The organism is Nocardia sp. JW2 (genome assembly GCF_051843015.1).
Taxonomy (GTDB): Bacteria; Actinomycetota; Actinomycetes; order Mycobacteriales; family Mycobacteriaceae; genus Nocardia; species Nocardia coubleae.
In genome coordinates this window covers 83061-104949 of sequence record NZ_JBPXLK010000021.1, presented here as the reverse complement: position 1 = coordinate 104949, position 21889 = coordinate 83061, and the positions used below count along the sequence as shown (strand labels likewise).

The window sequence follows — 21889 nt, the reverse complement described above, 5'->3', positions numbered from 1 at the left end:
GGCCCCGCCCCGACCGAATCCGGTAGGAGCGGGGCCGCTCGATCGTTCGCCGTGCGACTGCGGCGAATTACAGTGCGTCGGTACCGCGTTCGCCGGTGCGGACCCGGATGATCGTGTCCACCGGGGTCACCCACACCTTGCCGTCACCGATCTTGCCGGTGCGTGAGGCCTCGACGATCACCTCGACGACCTTCTCCACCGAGGCATCGTCGACGACGACCTCGACGCGCACCTTCGGTACGAAGTCGACGGAGTACTCCGCGCCTCGGTAGACCTCGGTGTGCCCCTTCTGGCGGCCGTAGCCCTGGACTTCGCTGACGGTCATGCCGAGCACGCCTGCCTGTTCCAGCCCGGTCTTGACGTCTTCGAGCGTGAACGGTTTGACGATTGCCGTAACCAGTTTCATGTTCGTCATGCCTCCTTGACGAGCGAGCGTGCCGTGCCACCCACAGCAGCGAAATCGTAAGCGGTTTCCGCGTGCTCGGACTCGTCGAGGCCCGCGGCCTCGGACTCTTCACTGGCGCGCAGGCCGATCGTGAACTTGATCGCGTACGCGATGACGGCCGTGGCGACCAGCGAGTAGGCCAGAACCACGAAGGCACCGACAGCCTGCAGCTTCAACTGCTCGACCCCACCACCGTAGAACAAGCCGGCGACGCCCGCCGGGGCTTCGCTGGTAGCGACGAGACCGACCATCAGGGTGCCGACCAGACCACCGACCAAGTGGACGCCGACCACGTCGAGCGAGTCGTCGAAGCCGAAGCGGAACTTCAGGCCGACGGCGAGGGCACACAGCGCACCGGAGACGACACCGATGGCCAGGGCGCCGATCACGTTCACCGAGGAACACGCCGGGGTGATAGCGACCAGACCCGCGACGATGCCCGAGGCGGCGCCGAGGGAGGTGGGGTGACCGTCGCGGATCTTCTCCACGAGCAGCCAGGCCATCATCGCCGCGGCGGTGGCGATGGTCGTGGTGAGGAAGGTGGCACCGGCGATACCGTTGGCGCCGAGGGCCGAACCCGCGTTGAAGCCGTACCAGCCGAACCACAGCAGACCGGCGCCGAGCATCACGAAAGGCAGGTTGTGCGGACGGAACGGGGTCTTGGGCCAGCCCTTGCGCTTGCCGAGGATCAGGCACAGCACCAGACCGGCGGCGCCGGCGTTGATGTGGACCGCGGTACCACCGGCGAAGTCGATGGCCTTGAGGTTGTTGGCGATCCAGCCGCCGGCCTCGGCGGTGTAACCGTCGAAGGCGAACACCCAGTGCGCGACGGGGAAGTAGACGACGGTGGCCCAGATTCCGGCAAAGACGAGCCACGAACCGAACTTCAGGCGGTCGGCGACCGCCCCCGAGATGAGGGCGACCGTGATGATCGCGAACATGAGCTGGAAGGCCACGAAGACCGTGAGCGGGATACCCGAGGTGATCGGGGCCGTCGGGTCCTCCGGGGTCGCGGTGAACAGCGGGATGCCCGGGGAATCGGCGGCGGTGCCACCGAAGATGCTCTTCAGACCGAAGTACTGGAGCGGGTCACCGACCAGGTTGCCCTTGTCCTCGCCGAACGCCATGGAGAACCCGTATAGACACCACAGGACGGTGACCAGTCCCATGGCCGAGACGCTCATCATGATCATGTTCAGCACGTTCTTGCCACGGACCATGCCGCCGTAGAAGAACGCCAAACCCGGCGTCATCAACAGCACGAGCGCTGCCGACGCCAGCATCCAAGCGGTATCACCGGTATCCGGTGTACCGATCAATGGAAATGCCACCTTGTCTTCCTCCTCATCTCGGGCCTCGCCGATGACGGCAAAAGGACCTGTACAGAAGGGTCGCGACTTGGTGTTTCATCCGTTGAGCTGTGGTGTTTCACCTGCGTGAACGGATCGGCCACTTGTGTTGCCACCAGGTTTCGCGAGTTTCGCCACAGCTTGGCAGCTCACCGTGAGCTCGGGTCGCAGGTGCGGTTTGCCGCCCGTTCGCGCGGCGGGTCGCCGGTGCGTACCTGCCCTGGACACAGCACTGCCCGCCCGGTTCGCGGTGACCGGGCGGGCAGTGTCGTAGTGCTAGGAAGTGCCGCCGAGCAGGGCGTCGACGAAGGCGCTCGGTTCGAACGGGGCCAGATGGTCGGCGCCCTCGCCCAGGCCGACGAGCTTCACCGGAACACCGAGTTCGTGCTGTACCTGGAACACGATGCCGCCCTTGGCGGTGCCGTCGAGTTTGGTGAGCACCACACCGGTGATGTCGACGACGTCGGCGAACACGCGCGCCTGCATCAGGCCGTTCTGGCCGACGGTGGCGTCGAGGACCAGCAGCACCTCGTCGACCTCCGCCTTCTTCTCCACCACCCGCTTGACCTTGCCCAGCTCGTCCATCAGGCCGGTCTTGGTGTGCAGGCGACCCGCGGTGTCGATGAGCACCGCGTCGACACCGCGATCGATGCCCGCGGTCACCGCGTCGAAGGCGACGGCGGCGGGGTCGGCGGCTTCCTTGCCGCGCACGGTCTCGGCGCCGACCCGTTCGCCCCAGGTCTGCAACTGGTCGGCGGCGGCGGCGCGGAAGGTGTCGGCGGCGCCGAGCAGGACCCGGCGGCCGTCGGCGACGAGCACGCGGGCGAGCTTGCCGGTGGTGGTGGTCTTGCCGGTGCCGTTCACGCCGACGACCAGCAGGATGGCCGGTTTGTCGCCGTGCGGCAGCGCGTGGATGGACCGATCGAGTTCGGGGCGAAGCGCCTCGATGAGCACGTCACGCAGGGCGGCGCGGGCCTGTTCGGGGGTGCGCACGCTGCGCGCGGCCATCTCCTCGCGCAGCCGGGTGACGATGGCGGCGGTGCTCGCGGTGCCGATGTCGGCGAGGACGAGGGTGTCCTCGATCTCCTCCCAGGAGTCCTCGTCGAGGTCACCGCCGCCGAGCAGGCCGAGCAGGCTCTTGCCGACGGCGTTCTGCGAGCGGGCGAGGCGACCGCGCAGGCGGACGAGGCGACCGGTGGTCGGGTCGATCTCCTCGATCTCGGTGGCGACCTCGGGCTGGGCCGGGGCGGTGCTCGGCGCTTCGGGTGCCGGAGCAGGGGTGACCGGCGGCGCGGTGTCCGCCGGAGTGGCCTTCGGCGCGGTCTTCGGTGTCTCGGTCGGCGCGACCTCGGTAGGCGCGTCGGTCGTCGGCGCGGTGTCGGTAGGCGCGGTCTCGGCGGGCGGGGCCGTCGTGGGTGTGGTGTCCGGCGCGGGTTCGGTGGGCGCCACCGGAGTCGTGAGCGAGGAGGCGTCGTCCGGGACGACCACCGGCTCCTCGACCGACACGTCGCCCTCGGGCAGCGGCACATCGGTGATATTGCGGCGCGGGGCGTCGCGGGGGACGGCGGCGTCGTCACCGACGTGCGGTTGCCCCTCGGTGTCGGTGCGCTCGACGCGCGGCAGGGGTTCCGGACGCGGCGCGGTAGCCGTCGACCCGCCCTGGGTGAAGCTGAATCCGCCGGACGCCGTGTAACCACCGGAGCGGTCCGTCAACTCCTTGTCCGGCTCGGGCGGCGCCAGCGAAATCTGGCGGCGCTTGTACAGGACGAAACCCGCGACGAGCGCCACCAGCAGCACGGCGGCGATCGCGGCGATCAGGATCCACGCTTGCGAACTCACTCGGCCGAGTCTATTCGGCTGCCTCGTCGCGGCACGTCGGCGGCGTCGTCCCGGCGGGTCGGGCGCGGGTTTCGGAGGTGTTCGCCGATCGGCGGAAACACTACAGATTCGTTGTCCTGCGGAACTTCTGGCGTTTCACCCATAGGATCGGCGGAGTGACCGATCGAAACGTGCTTGGGGGGCCGCTGGAAGAGTGCGGCACCGATCCTCTCACGGGCTTCTACCGGGACGGCTGCTGCAGCACCGGTCCGGAGGATCTCGGCAGCCACACCGTGTGCACCGTGGTGACGGCGGAATTCCTGGAACATCAGGCATCCATCGGCAACGACCTCAGCACCCCGCGCCCGGAGAACAACTTCCCCGGCCTGCAGCCGGGCGACCGCTGGTGCGTGGTCGCGGTCCGGTGGCTGCACGCCCACGAGGACGGTGTCGCCGCGCCGGTGGTCCTGGCCGCGACCCACGAGAATGCCCTCGAGGTCATCTCGATGGACATCCTGCGCAAATACGCCGTCGACGTCCCCGACGACGTCAGCGACCTGCTGTAGACGCTCACGCGCGGCGCAGCCGCGGGGAGTTCGACGAGCTGCGGAGCCGGTGGGCTTTCTGGCGACAGGCCGGGGAACAGTAGCGAGCCGGTCTGCCGATCGCCGGGCGGTGGACGGGTGCGCGGCAGACGGGGCATGGCGCCGGGCTTTCGCTACGTCTCGCCATTTCGTCACGGTCGGTTTTCGCGAGTTCCGTTACGGCTGAGGACGGGGTCCGCAGGGCGTCGAGGATGAGCGCGACGGCGGGTGCGACGGGCTCGCCGGTCTGCCGATGCCGTTGGATTGCAACGCATCCGGTGAAGATATCCAGCACGTCGGTGACGGTCACCTCCGCGCGGACCGCGCCCTGACGCTGGGCCGCGACGAGCAGCGCACCGACGGCACGGTGGAAACGCTCGCCCGCGCCGCGAAGCAGCGCGCGAGGCCAGCCGTCGTCGGATTGCACCAGGTCGCAGAGGTCTTTGTTGCCCGGCGTCGTCACGATCACATGGGTGCACAGGGCGAAGAAGGCCGCGCCGGGGTCCGGATCGGCCAGGTGTTCGGCGGCCAGGGCCGCCAACCTGTCGACCCGCTCCTGCATCACCGCTTCCAGCAGCGCGGTTTTCGTGGGGAAATGGCGGTGAACGGTGCCCGCGCCCACGCCGGCGCGGCGGGCCACCTCCATCAGCGAGACGCTGGTGCCGCGTTCGGCCAAGGCGCGCTGAGCGGCCGCCAGGATCAGCGCCCGGTTGCGGCGCGCGTCGGCCCGGACCGCTGGTTCCGTGCCGTCTGGGACCGTCATTTCGTTACCCCTTCCCCACTTCGGACGTGGCATACCCGGTCGTCGCGCCCGTACCGTCCGCAATACGGGTCGACCGACCCGATTGTAGACACAGGATCGATCACGAAACGGAGCTCCTCCGCCATGACGTCAGCACTTCCCGTCCTGATCACCGGCGCCACCGGCAAGCAGGGCGGCGTCACCGCCCGCACACTGCTCGCCGACGGCCACCGGGTTCGCGCGCTCGTGCGTGACCCGCACTCCCCCGCCGCACGCGACCTGGCCGAGGTGGGTGCCGAACTGGTCGTCGGCGACTTCGACGACCCTGCCTCGCTGCGCATCGCGGCGAAGGGCACTCGGGCCGTATTCCTCATCCCGCCCGCCGACTACGGGCCGAGCGGGTGGACCGCGGGTGACGAAGCCCGCCGCGGTATCGCCATGATCGAGGCGGCCCGCGCTGCCGACGTCGACCAGCTCGTGTTCTCCGGAATCGCCACCATGGGCCCGGCCGAGTCGTGGGGGCAGGAGGGCAAGCGCCGGATCGAGGACGCGATCCGCGCGGCGGGGTTGGGCTACACCCTGTTGCGGCCGGTGCGGTTCATGGAGAACTACCTGATGCACGGCTCACCGGTGGACGGCATCCGGGCAGGTGGGGAGCACCGCCACCTGTTCCCGGCCGACCGTCCGTTGCAGATGATCGCGCTCGACGACATCGCCGCCTTCGCCGCGCTCGCGTTCGCGGACCCGGACGGTTGGCACGGTCGTGAACTGGAGCTGGCCAGCGAGGCGATCACGCCCACCGAGGCGGCCGCCGCCATCTCGGTCGCCACCGGCCGCCCGATCCACTACCGCGAGGTCACCGAAGCCGAGGCCGCGGCGATCGGACCCCAGCTCGCCAACACCTGGCGGCTCATCCGCGAAACCGGTGGCTGGCACGCCGATCTGGCAGCCCTGCGCGCCCTCCACCCGGGCCTGACGAGCCTGCCGGACTGGCTGGCCCGCGGCGGTGCCGACCGCATCGCCGCCCAGATGGACGTGACGGCGTGATCGTCAGGCCGGAGCGGACGCCTCGACCGGGGCGGCGGCACGGGTGAGTCGCTGGGAGATCACCTGGGTGATGCCGTCACCGCGCATACTCACGCCGTAGAGGGCGTCGGCGATCTCCATGGTCGGCTTCTGGTGGGTGATGACGATCAGCTGGCTCTTCTCGCGCAGCTGTTCGAACAGGCCGATGAGGCGGCGCAGGTTGGTGTCGTCCAGGGCGGCTTCCACCTCATCCATCACATAGAACGGGGAGGGGCGCGCGCGGAAGATGGCGACCAGCAGCGCCACGGCGGTCAGCGACTTCTCGCCACCGGAGAGCAACGACAGCCGCTTGACCTTCTTGCCCGGCGGCCGGGCCTCGACCTCGATGCCGGTGGTGAGCATGTCGGACGGGTCGGTGAGCACGAGCCGGCCCTCGCCGCCGGGGAACAGCTTCGCGAACACCCCGACGAATTCGCGCTCCACGTCGGCGTAGGCCTCGGTGAACACCTGCAGGATGCGGGCGTCGACTTCGGCGACCACGTCCAGGAGGTCCTTGCGGGCGTTCTTGACGTCCTCGAGCTGGGTGGCGAGGAAGTTGTAGCGTTCCTCGAGGGCCGCGAACTCTTCCAGTGCGAGCGGATTGACCTTGCCGAGGGTGGCGAGGTCCTTCTCGGCGCGTTTGGCGCGGCGCTCCTGGGTGGCGCGGTCGTAGGGCATCGGCTGCGGCGCGGTGACCTGCTCGCCGCGCTCCTTGGCGTCCTCGTATTCCTGCATCTCCAACGCCGACGGCGGCAACGGCACATCGGGACCGTATTCGGCGACCAGATCGGCCAGCGCGATACCGAACTGTTCGGAGATGGTGGTCTCGAGCTGTTCGATGCGCAGCGCCGCTTGGGCTTTGGCCACCTCGTCGCGGTGCACGGCGTCGGTGAGCTGGGCCAGCTGGGTGTTCAGGGCGCGCGCCCGTTCCTTGACCTGTTCCACGGCGGACGCCACTTCCCCACGGCGCCGGACCAATTCGTCGCGCCGAGCGGCGGCCGCAGCCACCACCTGCTCGAGTTCCTTCGCGATCTTGGCACCGGACTCGGCCACCGCCGCCGCGACGGCGGCCGCCTGCCTACGCGCGGCCTGCGCCCGCTCGGCCCGCGCCCGCGCCTCCCGCTCGGCACGTGCGGCGCGACGCAACGAATCCGCTTTGCCCCGAACGGATTCCGCTCGCTCCTCAGCGGTCCGCACCGCCAGTCGTGCCTCGACCTCCATGGTCCGTGCCTCGGCGAGCGCGGCGGCGGCTTCCTCGCGGGCACGTCCGGCGGTCTCGGTTCCGGCGGTGCCGTAGCTGTCGTCGCTGTCGTCGTGCTCGGTTTCGGCGTGGCGCAGCCGGTCCTCGAGCTCGGCGAGGGAGGCGAGGGACTTCTCCCTGGTCGCTTCGGCCTCGGCGCGCTGGGCGGTGAGTCGTTCGCCCTCGGTCTGCGCGGCGCGCGCGGTCTGCCCCACCCGGGCGAGCCGGTCGTAGATGGCCAGCAGCGCCTGATCGGATTCGTGCAGCGCCATCAGCGCGTGGTCGGCGGCCTCTTTGCGATCGGTCTGCTCCGCGAGCGCACCGGCCAGCGCGGCCTCGAGCTCTTCGGCGCGGCGCTGCGCGGCGGCCAATTCGGCGGTTGCGGCGTCGATGTCGGCCTGGATCTCGAGCTGACTCGGCATCCGCTCGGAACCGCCGATGACCCACCCCGACCCGGCCAGATCACCGTCACGGGTGACGACCCGCAGTTCCGGTCGCTCGGCAGCCAGCGCCGTGGCAGCTGCCAGATCGTCGACGACGACAACACCTGCGGTGAGCGCGGCCAACGCGGACCGCACCTGCGCGGCACCGTCGACGACATCAGCGAGCCACCTGGCCCCTCCGGGCAGCGGCGCACGCTCAGCGTCTGCCGAGAGCGCACGACCTCGACCCGACCCCACCGAACTACTCCCGGCATCGGCAAGATCGCGCGTCACAGTCTCGCCCGCCGACGAGCCGCTCTCAGCAGCGGACGAGGCCGAACTCGCGGTGGCGAAGACGAATGCCACCCGACCACCGTCACCCGCTCGCAGCTCGCGCACAGCCGCATCGGCGGCCGCGGCGGTGTCGGCGGTGATCGCGTCGGCCAGCGGGCCGAGCAAGGCGGCGAGGGCGGCTTCGAATCCCGCTTCCACGCGCAGCAGGCCCGACAGCCGGTCGCCGACGCCGCTCACCCCGTGTTCGAGCAGCCAGGCGGCACCGTCCTTACGGGCCAGGTTCATCTCGAGCGCTTCGATGCGCGCACCGAGCCGGGCGACGAGTTTGCTCGCCTCGCGGTCCTGTTCGCGCAGTTCACGCACCCGTTCGTCGGCCAGTTCCAAGGCGGCGACGGCGTGTTCGTGCTGGGCGTCGAGCCCCTTCTCCCCCGCGTCGAGTTCGCCGAGTTCGTCCTGCACGGTGTCGTATTCGGCCTGGGCGGCCTCGCCGCGGTGCCGGGCATCGGCGATGGCGACCGAGAGCCGCGCGATCTCGGCGTCCACGGACTGCGCGCGGGTGCGCAGTGTCTCCACTTGACCCGAGAGCCTCGCCAGCCCTTCGCGACGGTCGGCGATGGCCCGCACAGCGGCCAGATGCGCCTGCTCGGCGGCCTTGGCGGCGTGTTCGCGGTCGGCCAGCGCTTCCCGCGCGGCCTCGAGCGTTTCGGCCGCCATTTCCACCGCGTACCGCAGTTCGGCTTCCTCGGCCTCGATCCGGTCGGCCTCGGCTTCGAGCTGGTCGGGGTCGCGGCCGGTGCCGACAGGCGCCTCGGTGTGCAGGTTGCGGGCGCGATCGGCGGCGATGCGGATGGTCGCGTTGACGCGTTCGGCCAGCGCGGAGAGCTGGAACCAGGTCTGCGCGGCCGCCTCGGCGCTCGGGCTCAGCCGCGACAACTGGAACTCCTGCTGGGCAAGCGCGGCATTGGCGGCGTCGAGCTCGGACTGCACGTTGATCTGCTGCTCGCGCGCGTAGGCCTCTTTGCTCAGCTGCGACTCGAGTTCGCCGCGCCGGGTCACGAGGTCGTCGGCGGCCAGGCGCAGCCGGGCGTCGCGCAGGTCGGCCTGCACGGTCTGGGCGCGCCGCGCCACCTCGGCCTGCCTGCTGAGCGGTTTGAGCTGGCGGCGCAGTTCGGTGGTGAGGTCGGTGAGGCGGGCGAGATTGGCCTGCATCGCGTCGAGCTTGCGGACCGCCTTCTCCTTGCGCCTGCGGTGCTTGAGCACGCCCGCGGCCTCTTCGACGAACGCGCGCCGGTCCTCGGGCCGCGACTCGAGAATCGCCGAGAGCTGACCCTGTCCGACGATCACGTGCATCTCGCGCCCGATACCGGAGTCCGACAGCAGTTCCTGCACGTCCATCAGGCGGCAGCTGCTGCCGTTGATCTCGTATTCGCCCGCGCCGTCGCGGAACATACGGCGGGTGATGGACACCTCGGCGTAGTCGATGGGCAGCGCGCCGTCGGAGTTGTCGATCGTCAGCGTCACCTCGGCACGCCCGAGGGGTGCACGTCCGCTGGTCCCGGCGAAGATGACGTCCTGCATCTTGCCGCCGCGCAGCGCCTTGGCGCCCTGCTCGCCCATCACCCAGGTGAGCGCGTCGACGACATTGGACTTGCCCGACCCGTTGGGCCCGACGACACAGGTGATGCCGGGTTCGAAGCGCAACGTGGTTGCGGACGCGAAAGACTTGAACCCTTTCAGCGTCAAGCTCTTCAGATGCAACGCCACCCGCCTCTCCGGGAGTTCTGGCCAGACCTAGGTGCGAGAGGGCAAGACACGCGGCCTGCGGTTGGAACATCGCACCGGGCTGTGTTGCCGCCCGTGTGCTCGCGTGAGCCTATCCGATCGCCGTCGTGGCGCCGTGAACCTCCGGCCGGTAGGCGGACGAAGGGTTGACATTACACAGTGGAGGGTGGACGCTTGGTACCAGCAGATCACTGTGTTTGGTGAACGAGAGGTTGTCGGTATGGACATCACCCCCGGCACGCGCGCGTCCGATGCCGAGCGCAATGCGATCGTGGCCCAGTTGAGCACCCACTTGGCCGACGGCAGACTCGATCTGGCCGAGTACGACCAGCGCGTCGCGAAGGTCTACGCGACCACCACCCGCGACGACCTCGCCCTCGTCCTGTCGGACCTGCCTGCCCTCCCGGACAAGCAGCCCGCCACCCCGCCGAAGCAGGCGCCGCGCATCCCCGTGTGGCAGCGCATCGAAGCGGGCAGCTGGCTCGGCGTGAGCATCATCGTGCTGGTCATCTGGGGCCTGATCTCGCTGACCGCGGGCGAACTCACCTACTTCTGGCCCATGTGGGTGATCGGCCCGTGGGGCGCGGTCCTGCTGTTCCGCGTGGTCACCGGCTGGGAGGCCCAGCCGGGCTCGGCCACCCACCTGCGTCAGCTACAGAAGCAGATGAAGCACATCAACCCGCACTAGAGGATCGCGAAGGCCACCACGAGGCCCAGGGCGAAGTGGGCGGCGGCCACGACGAGGACCTCGGGGGTGTAGGTGTCGGCGTGCAGGGTGCGGCCGATGTCGATGCCGGTGACCTTCTCGACCACGCGCACCGAGATCACCTGCGCGACGATGCCGACCAGGCCGAACACGACCGCCGTGATCAGTCCCTGGGTCAGTTTGGCGCCCGGATCGGTGGCCAGCACCGCGAACACGACGATGAACGCCATGCTGATCATGCCCGCGGCCGAGACGATGATCGCGTTGGGCTTGCCCGCGATCACCAGGTCGCGCAGCTTGCCGGGGGTGGTCAGGTCGATGGCGAAGAAGCCGATCAGCATCAGGATCAGGCCGATCAGGCAGTACAGGATGATGGCGCCGACGCCTTCACCGAGCGCACTCCAATAACCCGATTCCAGGGCGAGGGCGGTCATCGTGGTCCTTTCGAAACAGTGTTGTGGTCAGTCGACGATGCGGTGCGGGACGAACGCGGCGCCGTCATCGGTGATGAGGCCCGCGGTCTCGCGGATACCGAGCCCGGCGGCGTTGTCACCGACGACCCACGCCCCGAGCACGGGACGCATGCCGTCGAATTCCGGGAGCGGGTCGAGCAATTGGTAGACGAAGCCCTCGGCGCCGTACACCCCACCGGTCGCGGTTTCCATGCCGGGACCGACGATGGTCATGTTGGCGCCTTCACGGCCGAGCTTGGGTTTGCGGATGTATTCGGTGAGCTCGTGCGGGTCGTCGAGGTAGGCGGGCAACAGGTTCGGGTGGCCGGGATACATCTCCCACAGGATCGCCAGCAGCGCCTTGTTGCTCAGCAGGGTGGTCCACAGTGGTTCGATCCAGGCGGTCTGCGGGATGCTCGCGACGACACGCTTGCCGAAGTCGTCGTCGAGGATCCATTCCCAGGGGTACAGCTTGAAGATCGATTCGATCGGCGCCTCGGCCAGGTCGACGAAGCGGCCGAGTTCGGTGTCGAACCCGACCTCCTCGATCGGCAGCGCGACGGTGTCGAAGCCCGCTTCGGCGGCGGTTTCCTGCATGTAGGCGGTGGTGACGTTGTCCTCGCCGGTGGCGTCGGCACCCGACCAGGTGAAGTGCAGTTCGGTGCCGGGCAGCACGTCACGCAGCTCGCCCCAGCGCTCGACCAGCTTCTCGTGCAGTGAATTCCATTGGTCGCCACCGGGATACATCTGCTGCAACCAGTGCCATTGGATGATGGCCGCCTCGAGCAGCGAGGTAGGGGTGTCGGCGTTGTACTCGAGCAGTTTGGCAGGACGGCGTGCGTCGTAGCGCAGGTCGAACCGGCCGTACACGTAAGGGTCGCTGCGCCGCCAGGATTCGGCGATCGGGCCCCAACTCCATTCGGGCAGACCGAAATCGGCGTACCGCTCGGTGAGCACCACGTGTTCGGCCGCGTGCAGACACATCGACTGCAGCAGTTCCACATCGGCTTCCAGCGCGAGGATCTCGTCCATCGAGAACTCGTAGTGCACTGATTCGTCCCAGTAGGGCCGTGGCTGACCGCTGGCATCGCGGCCGGGCACGCCGTAGACGAGTCCCTGGCTCTCGATGATCTGCTGCCAGCCCGGCCGGGGCGTACTCGCGACACGTCGCACTAAGACCCACTCCCGCCGGACTTGCTGCCCAGGCCACCGCGCTGAACGGTGGTGCCGGACTTGGTCTTGATCTCGGCGTTGCGCGGTTTCACCGAGGTGCCCCCGCTCGGCGGCCGGCCGATGGTGGCGTTGCCGCCGTAGTGGTAGCGGTACTGCGGCCAGCCGAGCAGGATCAGGCTGCCCATGCCACCGGAGCTGTCGCTGCGGAAGTTGGTCTTGCCGTCGCCACAGTGCTCGTCCGGGACGACGACCTCCTGGCCGTTCTGGTCGATCTGCACGCAGGAGGCGGTGACCTGTTCGGGCGCGTTGACCGCCCGGTAGGCGAGGTAGCCGCCGCCGACGAGGGCCGCGACACCGACTACGGCGACACCGCCGATCATCACCCGTTTCCTGGTGCGGCGCTTGGCTTCCGCGGCTTCGGCGGCGGCCCGTTCGGCCTGCTCGGCCTGTTTGCGTGCCTTCTCCCGCGCCCGTGCCTCGGCGACCGTCGGCGGGCGGGGCTGGGTGCGGCCCGGTTCCTGCCTGGCCACCCGGCCGGGACGTGGTTGCGGCGGTTGTTGCGGTGGCGGGGGCCAGGTGGGCGGCGTGCCCGCGGGCTGTTCCGGCGGGGTCGGGGCCGCGCCGGACTCGGGCGGGGTCCAGGGCGATGATCCGCCCGGCTCGTCCGGCTGGTCGGGCGAACCAGGGTTGTGTGTGCTCACTGCCGCCTAACCCCCGAAGTCACTTCTACCGCTCCTCGAATCCGGTCATGTCACCGCGCGCGGGCTCCCAGCTTTCCACAACCAGGTCGACCCGCCCAGGCGCCTTGCCGGACCGTAGCAGTTCCAGCAACTTCTCGCCCGAGGTTCGTTGTCCCTCGGCCACCACGTGGACCCGTCCGTCGGCATGGTTGCGCGCGTACCCGGTGAGACCGAGCTCCAGTGCACGCGAGCGTGTCCACCAGCGGAAACCCACACCCTGGACGTACCCGTGGACCCACGCGGACAGTCGGACAGGTTCGGTCACAGCGGCTCCTCGGGGTCAGGCGTCGATGTCGAAGTTCAAGGTCACCTTGGTGCCCGCCTTGAGTGTGCGACCGACGGTGCACACCTTGTCGACGGCGCGCTGCACGGTGACGAGCAGCCGTTCGCGGGCCTCTTCGTCGAGTTCGGACAGTTCGAGCTCGAACACCTCGTCGAGCTGCGGGTACAGCTCGTTCTCGCGGTCGGCGTCGCCGGAGACACGGATGGTCGCGTCGAAGTCGTCGCCGAGGCGACGCGAGAGCGGCAGGTCGGAGCTGAGCCCGGTGCACGCGGCGAGGGCGATCTTCAGCAGCTCACCGGGGGTGAACGCGCCGGGCACACCCTGCGAGGCGATCAGTACTTCGGCGCCACGGTTGCTGCGTCCGGTGTAGGCCCGGGTTCCGGTGCGCTCGACCCACAGTTCGACGGGCGCGGTGGTCACGGGTGCGTTCTGCTCAACTGCCATAGGCCTGATCCTGCCATCCTCGTGGGGAACAACTCACGCCTGGGAACGTCGGCACCGCGACCGTCATTCCGGTGAGTGACGCCGCGCACCCTGTCCCACGACCGTCTCACTCGTGGAAGCGGTAGCCCATGCCTGGTTCGGTGAGCAGGTGGCGGGGATGGGCGGGGTCGTCCTCGAGTTTGCGGCGCAGCTGGGCGAGATAGACCCGCAGGTAGTGGGTTTCGGTGGCATACGCCGGGCCCCACACCTCGCGCAGTAATTCCTTGCGGCCCACCAGTTTCCCGCGATGGCGGACCAGCATCTCGAGCATCCCCCATTCGGTGGGGGTCAGGTGGACGGGTGCGCCGTTCTTGGTGACCTGTTTGGCGGCCAGGTCGACGGTGAAGGAGTCGGTGACGACCACCGGTTCCGCCTCGTCGGCCGCCCCCGCACCGCGCCGGACCGCCGCCCGCAGCCGGGCCAGCAGTTCGTCCATCCCGAACGGCTTGGTGACGTAGTCGTCGGCGCCCGCGTCGAGCGCCTCCACCTTGTCGGCCGAATCGGTGCGCGCCGAGAGGACGATCACCGGTGCCGAGGTCCACCCGCGCAGCCCGGCCAGCACCTCGATCCCGTCCAGATCGGGCAGGCCGAGGTCGAGGATGACCACGTGCGGCTGCTTCTCCGCGGCCACGCGCAACGCGGCGGCGCCGTTGCCCGCGGTGAACACCTCGTACCCGCGCACCGACAGGTTGATTCGCAGCGCGCGCACGATCTGCGGTTCGTCGTCGACCACGAGCACGCGGGTGGCGGACCCGGCCGACCGGGACTCGCCTGGCGGCGGCGCGTCCGTCCCCGATGAGTTGCTCATGTCCTCACATTCCTCGCGGCGGGGGTGGTCGAAGCAGACGCACCGGCAGGCAGGTCGAGCAGTACCGTCAGTCCGCCGCCGGGCGTGGGTTCGGCGTGGACGGTACCGCCCATGGCCTCGGCGAATCCGCGGACCACCGACAGTCCGAGGCCGACGCCGGTGGTGTTGTCGCGGTCCCCGAGCCGTTGGAACGGTTCGAACAGGTGCTCCTCGCTGCCCGCGGGCACGCCCGGCCCGGTGTCGACGACCGCGACGACGACCCGGTCACCGACGCGATCCGCGGTCACGCGCACGGGCGTGTCGCGTCCGGCGTGGCGCAGGGCGTTGTCCAGCAGATTCGCCAGCACTCGTTCGAGCAATCCGCTGTCGGCCGACACCGAGTTCTCACCCACCTCCACCGTCACCCGGTCCATCGCCGCGCGCCGCAGGCCCCTCGTGCCCATCCCCACGCTGACGAGCGCCCGATGCACCGCCTCGTCCAGATACACCTGCCGCGTCTGCGGGGTGACCACCCCGACCGCCAGGCGCGACGAATCGAGCAGGTTGCCCACGAGGGCGGTGAGCTGGTCGACGGATTCCTCGATGGCCTCGAGCAGCTCGCCGGTGTCCTCGGGCGAAAATTCCACGTCGTCGCTGCGCAGACTCGACACCGCCGCCTTCGCCCCGGCCAGCGGTGTGCGCAGGTCGTGGCTCACCGCCGACAGCAACGCGCGTCGCAACCGGTCGGCTTCGAGCAGCGCGGCCGCCGCCCCCGCCTCTTCGGTGAGGCGCTGCTGACGCACCAAGCCGACGGCCTGGTTCGCCACCGCGTTGAGTACCGGCCGCTCCCCCGGATCGAGCGGATGCCCGGCCAGCAGCAGCAGGCTGGTCGCGTCGCCCGCTTCGATCGCGGTCTCCGCGTCGGCGACCCGATGCGGCGGGTCGGCTCCGACCGAGGCGATCACTTCGTCTCCGCAGCGCAGGCTCACCGCGCGTTGCCCGTAGACCTCGCGGACCTGTTCGAGCAGACGCGGTAGATCGGCGCCGTGCAACACCGCGCCCGCGAACAGGGTGAGCAGCTCGGCCTGGCGGGAGGCCTTGCGCGCCTGCCTGGTTCGCTTCGCCGCGAGGTCGACGAGCGCCGCCACCGCCACCGCGACGATCAACAGCACGACCACGGTGACGAAGTTGTCCGGTTCGGCGATGGTGAGGCTGTAGCGCGGCGCGGTGAAGAACCAGTTCAGCAACAGTCCCGACAGCAAGGCCGAGGCGATCGCGGGTAACACCCCACCGAGCAACGCGACCGCGACGACCCCGACGAAGAACATCGCGCTGAGCCCGCCGAGTTGCAGATGCCGGTCGAGCACCGCCCAGCAGAGCACGCTCACCAGCGTGGGCACGAGCAGGGCAGCCACCCAGGCGACCACGGGTTGGCGCGTCCGCAGCGGATTGCGCCGGACCCCACGGTTGGCTTCCTCGTGGGTCACCATGTGCACGTCGATCTTGCCGGAGCGTTGCACCACGGTGGAGCCGATGCCCTCGTCGAGCATCCGGGCCCAGCGCGAGCGCCGCGAGGTGCCGAGTACCAGCTGCGTGGCGTTGACCTCGCGCGCGAATTCCAGCAGGGCGGTCGGCACGTCGTCGCCGGTGACGGTGTGCAGCGAGGCGCCGAGCGCGGCGGCGAGTTCGCGCAGCCGCACCAGCCGTTGTGTGGACACTCCGGCCAGACCATCGCCCCGGACCACATGCACCACAACGAGTTCCGCGCTGGATTTCGAAGCGATCCGCCCGGCCCGGCGCACCACGGTCTCCGATTCGGGACCACCGGTCACCGCGACGACCACGCGTTCACGCGCCTCCCACAGCTCGGTGATGTCGTGGTCGGCCCGGTACTTCGCGAGTGCCGCGTCGACCTGGTCGGCCAGCCAGAGCAGCGCGAGTTCGCGCAGGGCCGTGAGGTTTCCGGGCCGGAAGTAGTTCCGCAGGGCCGCGTCGACTTTGTCCGCGGCGTAGACGTTGCCGTGGGAAAGCCTGCGCCGCAGCGCTTCCGGCGTCAGATCGACGAGTTCGACCTGGTCAGCCCCGCGTACCACCGCGTCGGGTACGGTCTCGCGCTGTTCGATGCCGGTGATCTGGGCGACCACATCGTTGAGGCTCTCGAGGTGCTGCACGTTCACCGTGGAGATGACGTCGATCCCCGCGTCCAGAATCGCCTCCACGTCCTGCCAGCGTTTCTCGTTCGCACTGCCCGGTGCGTTGGTGTGGGCGAGTTCGTCGACGAGCACCACGGCGGGCCTGCGCGCGAGCACCGCGTCGACATCGAGCTCGGGCAGTTCGGTGCCCCGGTAACGCACCGCCTTCGGCGGGATCCGCTCGATCCCGTCGAGCAGCTGGGCGGTCTTCGCCCGCCCGTGGGTCTCCACCACGCCCGCCACCACATCGCGGCCACGCTCGAGCCGCCGGTGTGCCTCACCGAGCATGGCGTAGGTCTTGCCGACGCCGGGTGCGGCACCCAGGTAGATGCGTAGTCGACCGCGTTTCACCGGTTCATCATCGCCCGGGGCACCGTCAACAACCCGCAAAGGCGGCGCCGAGGCGCGCTAAGGATCCGTAAGGAATGCCCGCGCCACCCATCCGAAGGCCTTGACTCGGCTTGGCGCCCCACGGTGGGGCGCGAGGAGGTCGGACATGTCTGTGGTGGTGTTCACGGTGCTCACCGTGGCGGTCTTCGCCCTGCTGGGCCTGATCCAGCGCGGGCTGGAGAAGCTGTGATCGCGAATCTGGTCGGTCTGGTGCTCGCCGCGGGTGTCGCCGTGTTCATGGTGGCGGCCCTGCTCTTCCCGGAGAGGTTCTAGTGACCACGACAACAGCGGGGATCGTCTTCCTCGCGGCCCTTGTACTCGCGCTGGCACTGGCGCACGTGCCGCTCGGTGACTACATGTACCGGGTGTACAGCGGCGAGCGGCATTCCCGTGCCGAGCGGTTGATCTACCGCGCGATCGGCGCGCACCCCGACGTCGAGCAGACCTGGCCGGTGTACGCCCGCAGCGTGCTGGCCTTCTCGGGCGTCGGCGTGCTCGGCTTGTTCTTCTTCCAGCTGGTCCAGGGGGCGCTGCCGCTGCACTTGAACGATCCGGGCACCGAGATGACCCCGGCGCTGGCATGGAACACCGCCGCCAGTTTCGTCACCAACACCAACTGGCAGAACTACTCCGGCGAGTCGACCCAGGGCCACCTGGTCCAGATGGCCGGGCTGACCGTGCAGAACTTCGTGTCGGCGGCAGTGGGTATGGCGGTGGCCGTCGCGCTGGTCCGTGGCTTCGCCCGCCACCGCACCGGTGAGCTCGGCAATTTCTGGGTCGACCTGGTGCGCGGCACCGTGCGCATCCTGCTGCCGCTCGCGTTCGTCGTCGCGGTCGTGCTGGTGGCAGGCGGAGTGATCCAGAACTTCCACCTGCACGACCAGCAGGCGCAGACACTCGGCGGCGGCGCGCAGACGATCACCGGCGGTCCCGTCGCGAGCCAGGAGGCGATCAAGGAACTCGGCACCAACGGCGGCGGTTTCTACAACGCCAATGCCGCGCACCCGTTCGAGAACCCGACCACGTGGACGAACTTCGTGGAGATCTTCGCGCTGATGCTGATCGCGTTCTCGCTGCCGCGCACCTTCGGGCGCATGGTCGGCAGCACGAAGCAGGGCTACGCGATCGTCGCGGTGATGGGAACCATCGCGCTGGTGAGTGTTTCGTTGCTCAGCATGTTCCAGTTGCAACACCACGGAACCGTTCCCACCGCCGTCGGTGCGTCGATGGAAGGGGTGGAAACCCGCTTCGGCGTGGCCGATTCGGCCGTGTTCGCCGGGGCGACGACCCTCACCTCGACCGGTGCGGTGAATTCCTTCCACGACTCCTACACCAGCCTCGGTGGCCTGGTGACCATGGTGAACATGCAGCTGGGCGAGGTCGCGCCCGGCGGGGTGGGTTCGGGCCTCTACGGCATGCTGATCCTGGCCGTCATCACGGTGTTCGTCGCGGGGCTGATGGTCGGGCGCACCCCGGAATACCTCGGCAAGAAGATCACGCCGCGCGAAATCAAGCTCGCCGCCACGTACTTCCTGGTGAGCCCGCTGATCGTGCTGGTCGGGACTTCGGTCTCCACGGCCCTGCCCGGGCCGCGCGAGAGCATGCTCAACAGCGGACCGCACGGCTTGTCGGAAGTGCTGTACGCCTTCACCTCCGCCGCCAACAACAACGGTTCGGCCTTCGCCGGGCTGTCCGGCAACACCACCTGGTTCAACACCGCGCTCGGGCTGGCCATGCTGCTCGGCCGGTTCGTCCCGATCATCGTCGTGCTCGCGCTGGCCGGTTCGCTGGCCGCGCAGGGCCACACGCCCGCCTCGGTCGGCACCCTGCCCACCCACCGGCCGCAGTTCGTCGGCCTGGTGGTGGGGGTGACGGTGATCCTGGTCGCGCTCACCTTCCTGCCCGCCCTCGCGCTCGGGCCGCTCGCCGAAGGAATCCACTGACATGTCCGTTCCCACCCTCGCTTCCCCGCACACCGAGCGGCCCGCCCGTGGCGTCCTCGACCCGACGCTGTTGCGCACGGCGCTGCCCGAGGCGATCCGCAAACTCGACCCGCGCACCCTCTGGAAGAACCCGGTCATGCTGATCGTGGAGATCGGCGCGGCCTGGTCGACCGTGCTGGCGGTCGCCGAACCGTCGTTGTTCGCCTGGGCCGTCGTCGCCTGGCTGTGGCTCACGGTGGTCTTCGCGAATCTGGCCGAGGCCGTCGCCGAGGGGCGCGGCAAGGCGCAGGCCGAGAGCCTGCGAAAAGCCAAGACCGACACCGTCGCCCGTCGGCTCACCGACTGGACGCCGGGCGCCCCGCTCGTCGAGCAGCGGGTCGCCGCCCCTGAACTGCGTCGCGGTGACTTCGTGGTGGTGGAGGCCGGCCAGGTGATCTCCGGCGACGGCGATGTGGTCGAGGGTATCGCGTCGGTGGACGAATCCGCGATCACCGGTGAATCGGCGCCGGTGATCCGTGAATCCGGTGGCGACCGTTCGGCGGTCACCGGCGGCACCACCGTGCTCTCGGACCGCATCGTCGTCCGCATCACCCAGGAACCCGGCGCGAGTTTCATCGACAAGATGATCGCCCTGGTGGAAGGCGCGAACCGGCAGCGCACGCCCAACGAGATCGCGCTGAACATCCTGCTCGCCGCGCTGACGATCATCTTCGTGTTCGCGGTCGCGACCTTGCAGCCGCTGGCGATCTTCTCGAAGTCCAACAACCCGGGCGTGGCCGACACCCTGGCGCTCGACGGCGACGGCATCACCGGCATCGTGCTGGTGTCGCTCCTGGTCTGCCTGATTCCCACCACCATCGGTGCCCTGCTCTCGGCGATCGGCATCGCCGGGATGGACCGGCTGGTGCAGCGCAATGTGCTCGCCATGTCGGGACGTGCGGTGGAGGCGGCGGGCGATGTGAACACGCTGCTGCTGGACAAGACCGGAACCATCACCCTCGGCAACCGTCAAGCCGCCGAATTCGTCACCGTGCCAGGAATTCTCGACGACGAGCTGGCCGATGCGGCGCAGTTGTCGAGCCTGGCCGACGAAACCCCGGAGGGCCGCTCGATCGTCGTCCTCGCCAAGGAGGTGTTCAACCTGCGCGAGCGCGGTGCGGGGGAACTGCCGGGCGCCGTCTGGGTGGAGTTCACCGCCCAGACGCGCATGTCCGGTGTCGACCTGGCCGACGGGCGCCGCTTGCGCAAGGGCGCTGCCGGTGCCGTCGCCGACTGGGTTCGCACGCAGGGCGGTTCGGTACCGGCCGAAGCGTCCGCCATCGTCGACGGTATTTCGGCGTCCGGTGGAACACCGCTGATGGTCGGCGAGGTCGACGGCGGCACCGCCCGCGTGCTCGGCGTCGTCCATCTCAAAGACGTGGTCAAACAGGGCATGCGGGAACGCTTCGACGAAATGCGGCGGATGGGCATCCGCACGGTGATGATCACCGGCGACAACCCGCTGACCGCCAAGGCGATCGCCGACGAAGCGGGCGTCGACGACTTCCTCGCCGAGGCGACGCCGGAGGACAAACTCGCTCTCATCAAGAAGGAACAGGACGGGGGCCGCCTGGTCGCGATGACCGGCGACGGCACCAACGATGCCCCCGCCCTGGCCCAGGCCGATGTCGGCGTAGCCATGAACACCGGCACCTCGGCGGCCAAAGAGGCGGGCAACATGGTCGATCTGGATTCGGATCCGACCAAGTTGATCGAGATCGTGGAGATCGGCAAACAGCTGCTCATCACCCGTGGGGCGCTCACCACGTTCTCCATCGCCAACGACATCGCCAAGTACTTCGCGATCATCCCGGCCCTGTTCGTGCCGCTGTTCCCCGGACTGGACGCGCTGAACATCATGCGGTTGGCCAGTCCGCAGTCGGCGATCCTGTCGGCGGTGATCTTCAACGCGATCGTCATCGTCGCACTCATCCCGTTGGCTCTGCGCGGTGTCGGATACCGGCCCAGCAGCGCCTCGGTCCTGTTGCGCCGCAACCTGACCGTCTACGGGCTGGGTGGCATCGTCGCGCCGTTCCTCGGCATCAAAGTCATCGATCTGTTCGTCCAACTCCTTCCCGGGATGTCCTGACATGCGTACTTCGACCTGGTTCCGCCAGCACCTGGCCGCCCTGCGTGCCCTGCTGGTACTCACCGCGATCACCGGAATCGTCTATCCCCTCGCGGTTTTCACGATCGCCCAGCTGCCCGGTCTGGATCATCGAGCCGCCGGTTCGCTCGTCGAGCGGGACGGGAGGCTGGTGGGCTCGAGTCTGATCGGGCAGTCGTTCACCGATGCCGACGGCACCGCCCTCGGGCAGTACTTCCAGAGCCGTCCGTCGGCGGCGGGTAAGGGCTACGACCCGCTCGCCTCCGCCGCGAGCAATCTGGGCCCGGAGGACATCGTCGATACGGCCGACCGGACCAGCCTGCTCACCACCGTCTGCGCGCGTTCCGTGGAGGTCGGCGACCGTGAGGGGGTCGACGGCCGTCGTCAGTTCTGCACGGAAAGCGTTGTGGGCGCGGTTGTCTCGGTGCTCGGTCCGCGCGATGCCGACGGTGACGTCTCGCGGCCGGATCGGGTGGTCAGCGTCAGCGAGCCGTGTCCGACACGCCCCTTCACCGCAACCTTCCGTGGTGTCGCGGTGGAATGCGCGCGAACCGGCGAGGACTATTCGACGGGCGTGCTCGTTCCAGTCCCCGGCGACGCACCAGCCCGCCCGGCGGTGCCCGCCGACGCGGTGACGGCGAGCGGCAGCGGCCTCGACCCGCACATCTCCCCCGAATACGCCGCCATCCAGGTCGACCGGGTGGCCCGGGCACGCGGCATTTCCCCCGAGCAGGTGCGCACGGTACTCACCGAGCACACCCACGGCCGCACGCTCGGCTTCCTCGGTGAACCGCGCGTGCACGTCCTCGAGCTCAATCTCGCACTGGACGAACAGTTCCCGCTGTCGCGCTGA

At 69.2% G+C, this 21889-nt stretch carries 19 protein-coding genes; 7 read left to right on the top strand and 12 right to left on the bottom strand.

Annotated features, from left to right (window positions below; genetic code table 11):
• Positions 1–67: 67 nt before the first annotated feature.
• The 3 genes from ACSVDM_RS24575 to ftsY form a co-directional block, all read right to left on the bottom strand.
• A complete protein-coding gene (locus ACSVDM_RS24575) occupies positions 68–406 on the bottom strand; it encodes a P-II family nitrogen regulator (RefSeq protein WP_067493492.1) in 339 nt (112 codons plus the stop codon).
• A gap of 5 nt (positions 407–411) precedes the next feature.
• Positions 412–1776, bottom strand: coding sequence for an ammonium transporter (locus ACSVDM_RS24570; protein ID WP_067493415.1), 1365 nt, complete (start codon positions 1774–1776; stop codon positions 412–414).
• 294 nt (positions 1777–2070) lie between these two features.
• Positions 2071–3633 carry a signal recognition particle-docking protein FtsY gene (gene ftsY, locus ACSVDM_RS24565; RefSeq protein ID WP_439268224.1) on the bottom strand — a complete coding sequence of 521 codons (1563 nt, stop codon included), beginning with the start codon at positions 3631–3633 and terminating at the stop codon, positions 2071–2073.
• A 155-nt stretch (positions 3634–3788) separates the two neighbouring features.
• Between ftsY and ACSVDM_RS24560 the strand changes: the two genes are divergently transcribed.
• Positions 3789–4178, top strand: a complete 390-nt coding sequence (locus ACSVDM_RS24560) for a DUF2237 family protein (RefSeq protein WP_019048221.1) — start codon at positions 3789–3791, stop codon at positions 4176–4178.
• Positions 4179–4182: 4 nt separating this feature from the next.
• On the opposite strand, the gene ACSVDM_RS24555 is transcribed toward ACSVDM_RS24560, so the two are convergent.
• On the bottom strand, positions 4183–4959 hold the full coding sequence (locus ACSVDM_RS24555; RefSeq protein ID WP_439268222.1) for a TetR/AcrR family transcriptional regulator: 777 nt from the start codon (positions 4957–4959) through the stop codon (positions 4183–4185).
• A gap of 123 nt (positions 4960–5082) precedes the next feature.
• Here ACSVDM_RS24555 and ACSVDM_RS24550 point away from each other — a divergent pair, with 123 nt between their 5' ends.
• A complete protein-coding gene (locus tag ACSVDM_RS24550; RefSeq protein ID WP_439268220.1) occupies positions 5083–5985 on the top strand; it encodes an NmrA/HSCARG family protein in 903 nt (300 codons plus the stop codon).
• Positions 5986–5988: 3 nt separating this feature from the next.
• On the opposite strand, the gene smc is transcribed toward ACSVDM_RS24550, so the two are convergent.
• A complete protein-coding gene (smc, locus tag ACSVDM_RS24545; RefSeq protein ID WP_439268238.1) occupies positions 5989–9717 on the bottom strand; it encodes a chromosome segregation protein SMC in 3729 nt (1242 codons plus the stop codon).
• Between the two features lie 244 nt (positions 9718–9961).
• On the opposite strand from smc, the gene ACSVDM_RS24540 reads away from it, so the two are divergent.
• A complete protein-coding gene (locus tag ACSVDM_RS24540) occupies positions 9962–10429 on the top strand; it encodes a DUF1707 SHOCT-like domain-containing protein (protein WP_357150430.1) in 468 nt (155 codons plus the stop codon).
• Here ACSVDM_RS24540 and ACSVDM_RS24535 read toward each other — a convergent pair.
• The 7 genes from ACSVDM_RS24535 to ACSVDM_RS24505 all read right to left on the bottom strand — a co-directional run bounded on the left by ACSVDM_RS24535 (position 10426) and on the right by ACSVDM_RS24505 (position 16908).
• On the bottom strand, positions 10426–10881 hold the full coding sequence (locus ACSVDM_RS24535; RefSeq protein ID WP_067636770.1) for a DUF350 domain-containing protein: 456 nt from the start codon (positions 10879–10881) through the stop codon (positions 10426–10428). The two genes, ACSVDM_RS24540 and ACSVDM_RS24535, sit on opposite strands and share 4 nt — an antisense overlap.
• 27 nt (positions 10882–10908) lie before the next feature.
• The gene (locus ACSVDM_RS24530; protein WP_439268217.1) at positions 10909–12072 is read right to left on the bottom strand and encodes a glutathionylspermidine synthase family protein; all 1164 of its coding nucleotides are present in this window, start codon (positions 12070–12072) and stop codon (positions 10909–10911) included.
• Complete coding sequence (locus tag ACSVDM_RS24525) at positions 12072–12773, bottom strand: hypothetical protein (protein WP_439268215.1); 702 nt, start codon at positions 12771–12773, stop codon at positions 12072–12074. Before ACSVDM_RS24525 ends, ACSVDM_RS24530 begins: the two co-directional genes overlap by 1 nt.
• Before the next feature lie 25 nt (positions 12774–12798).
• Positions 12799–13077 (bottom strand): acylphosphatase, encoded by a 279-nt coding sequence (locus ACSVDM_RS24520; RefSeq protein WP_067493403.1) that lies wholly within the window; start codon positions 13075–13077, stop codon positions 12799–12801.
• 15 nt (positions 13078–13092) lie between these two features.
• Positions 13093–13539, bottom strand: a complete 447-nt coding sequence (locus ACSVDM_RS24515) for an OsmC family protein (RefSeq protein ID WP_439268213.1) — start codon at positions 13537–13539, stop codon at positions 13093–13095.
• A 106-nt stretch (positions 13540–13645) separates the two neighbouring features.
• Positions 13646–14386, bottom strand: coding sequence for a response regulator (locus tag ACSVDM_RS24510; protein ID WP_439268211.1), 741 nt, complete (start codon positions 14384–14386; stop codon positions 13646–13648).
• Complete coding sequence (locus ACSVDM_RS24505) at positions 14383–16908, bottom strand: ATP-binding protein (RefSeq protein WP_439268209.1); 2526 nt, start codon at positions 16906–16908, stop codon at positions 14383–14385. The genes ACSVDM_RS24510 and ACSVDM_RS24505 overlap by 4 nt, the downstream gene beginning before the upstream one ends.
• A 100-nt stretch (positions 16909–17008) precedes the next feature.
• Between ACSVDM_RS24505 and ACSVDM_RS24500 the strand changes: the two genes are divergently transcribed.
• The 4 genes from ACSVDM_RS24500 (at position 17009) to ACSVDM_RS24485 (ending at position 21889) form a co-directional block, all read left to right on the top strand.
• Positions 17009–17137: a hypothetical protein gene (locus tag ACSVDM_RS24500; protein ID WP_281201968.1), complete on the top strand. Its 129-nt coding sequence runs from the start codon at positions 17009–17011 to the stop codon at positions 17135–17137.
• A gap of 82 nt (positions 17138–17219) precedes the next feature.
• Positions 17220–18890: a potassium-transporting ATPase subunit KdpA gene (gene kdpA / locus ACSVDM_RS24495; RefSeq protein WP_439268207.1), complete on the top strand. Its 1671-nt coding sequence runs from the start codon at positions 17220–17222 to the stop codon at positions 18888–18890.
• 1 nt (position 18891) lies between these two features.
• Positions 18892–21018, top strand: a complete 2127-nt coding sequence (gene kdpB / locus ACSVDM_RS24490) for a potassium-transporting ATPase subunit KdpB (protein ID WP_439268205.1) — start codon at positions 18892–18894, stop codon at positions 21016–21018.
• Position 21019: 1 nt separating this feature from the next.
• Complete coding sequence (locus tag ACSVDM_RS24485) at positions 21020–21889, top strand: potassium-transporting ATPase subunit C (RefSeq protein ID WP_439268203.1); 870 nt, start codon at positions 21020–21022, stop codon at positions 21887–21889.

What these genes read in the sequence shown, in the direction of transcription:
- ACSVDM_RS24575 (WP_067493492.1), bottom strand. Translation starts at nt 406, where the DNA reads ATGAAACTGGTTACGGCAATCGTCAAACCGTTCACGCTCGAAGACGTC.
- ACSVDM_RS24555 (WP_439268222.1), bottom strand. Translation starts at nt 4,959, where the DNA reads ATGACGGTCCCAGACGGCACGGAACCAGCGGTCCGGGCCGACGCGCGC.
- ACSVDM_RS24550 (WP_439268220.1), top strand. Translation starts at nt 5,083, where the DNA reads ATGACGTCAGCACTTCCCGTCCTGATCACCGGCGCCACCGGCAAGCAG.
- ACSVDM_RS24540 (WP_357150430.1), top strand. Translation starts at nt 9,962, where the DNA reads ATGGACATCACCCCCGGCACGCGCGCGTCCGATGCCGAGCGCAATGCG.
- ACSVDM_RS24535 (WP_067636770.1), bottom strand. Translation starts at nt 10,881, where the DNA reads ATGACCGCCCTCGCCCTGGAATCGGGTTATTGGAGTGCGCTCGGTGAA.
- ACSVDM_RS24515 (WP_439268213.1), bottom strand. Translation starts at nt 13,539, where the DNA reads ATGGCAGTTGAGCAGAACGCACCCGTGACCACCGCGCCCGTCGAACTG.
- ACSVDM_RS24510 (WP_439268211.1), bottom strand. Translation starts at nt 14,386, where the DNA reads ATGAGCAACTCATCGGGGACGGACGCGCCGCCGCCAGGCGAGTCCCGG.
- kdpB (WP_439268205.1), top strand. Translation starts at nt 18,892, where the DNA reads ATGTCCGTTCCCACCCTCGCTTCCCCGCACACCGAGCGGCCCGCCCGT.
- ACSVDM_RS24485 (WP_439268203.1), top strand. Translation starts at nt 21,020, where the DNA reads ATGCGTACTTCGACCTGGTTCCGCCAGCACCTGGCCGCCCTGCGTGCC.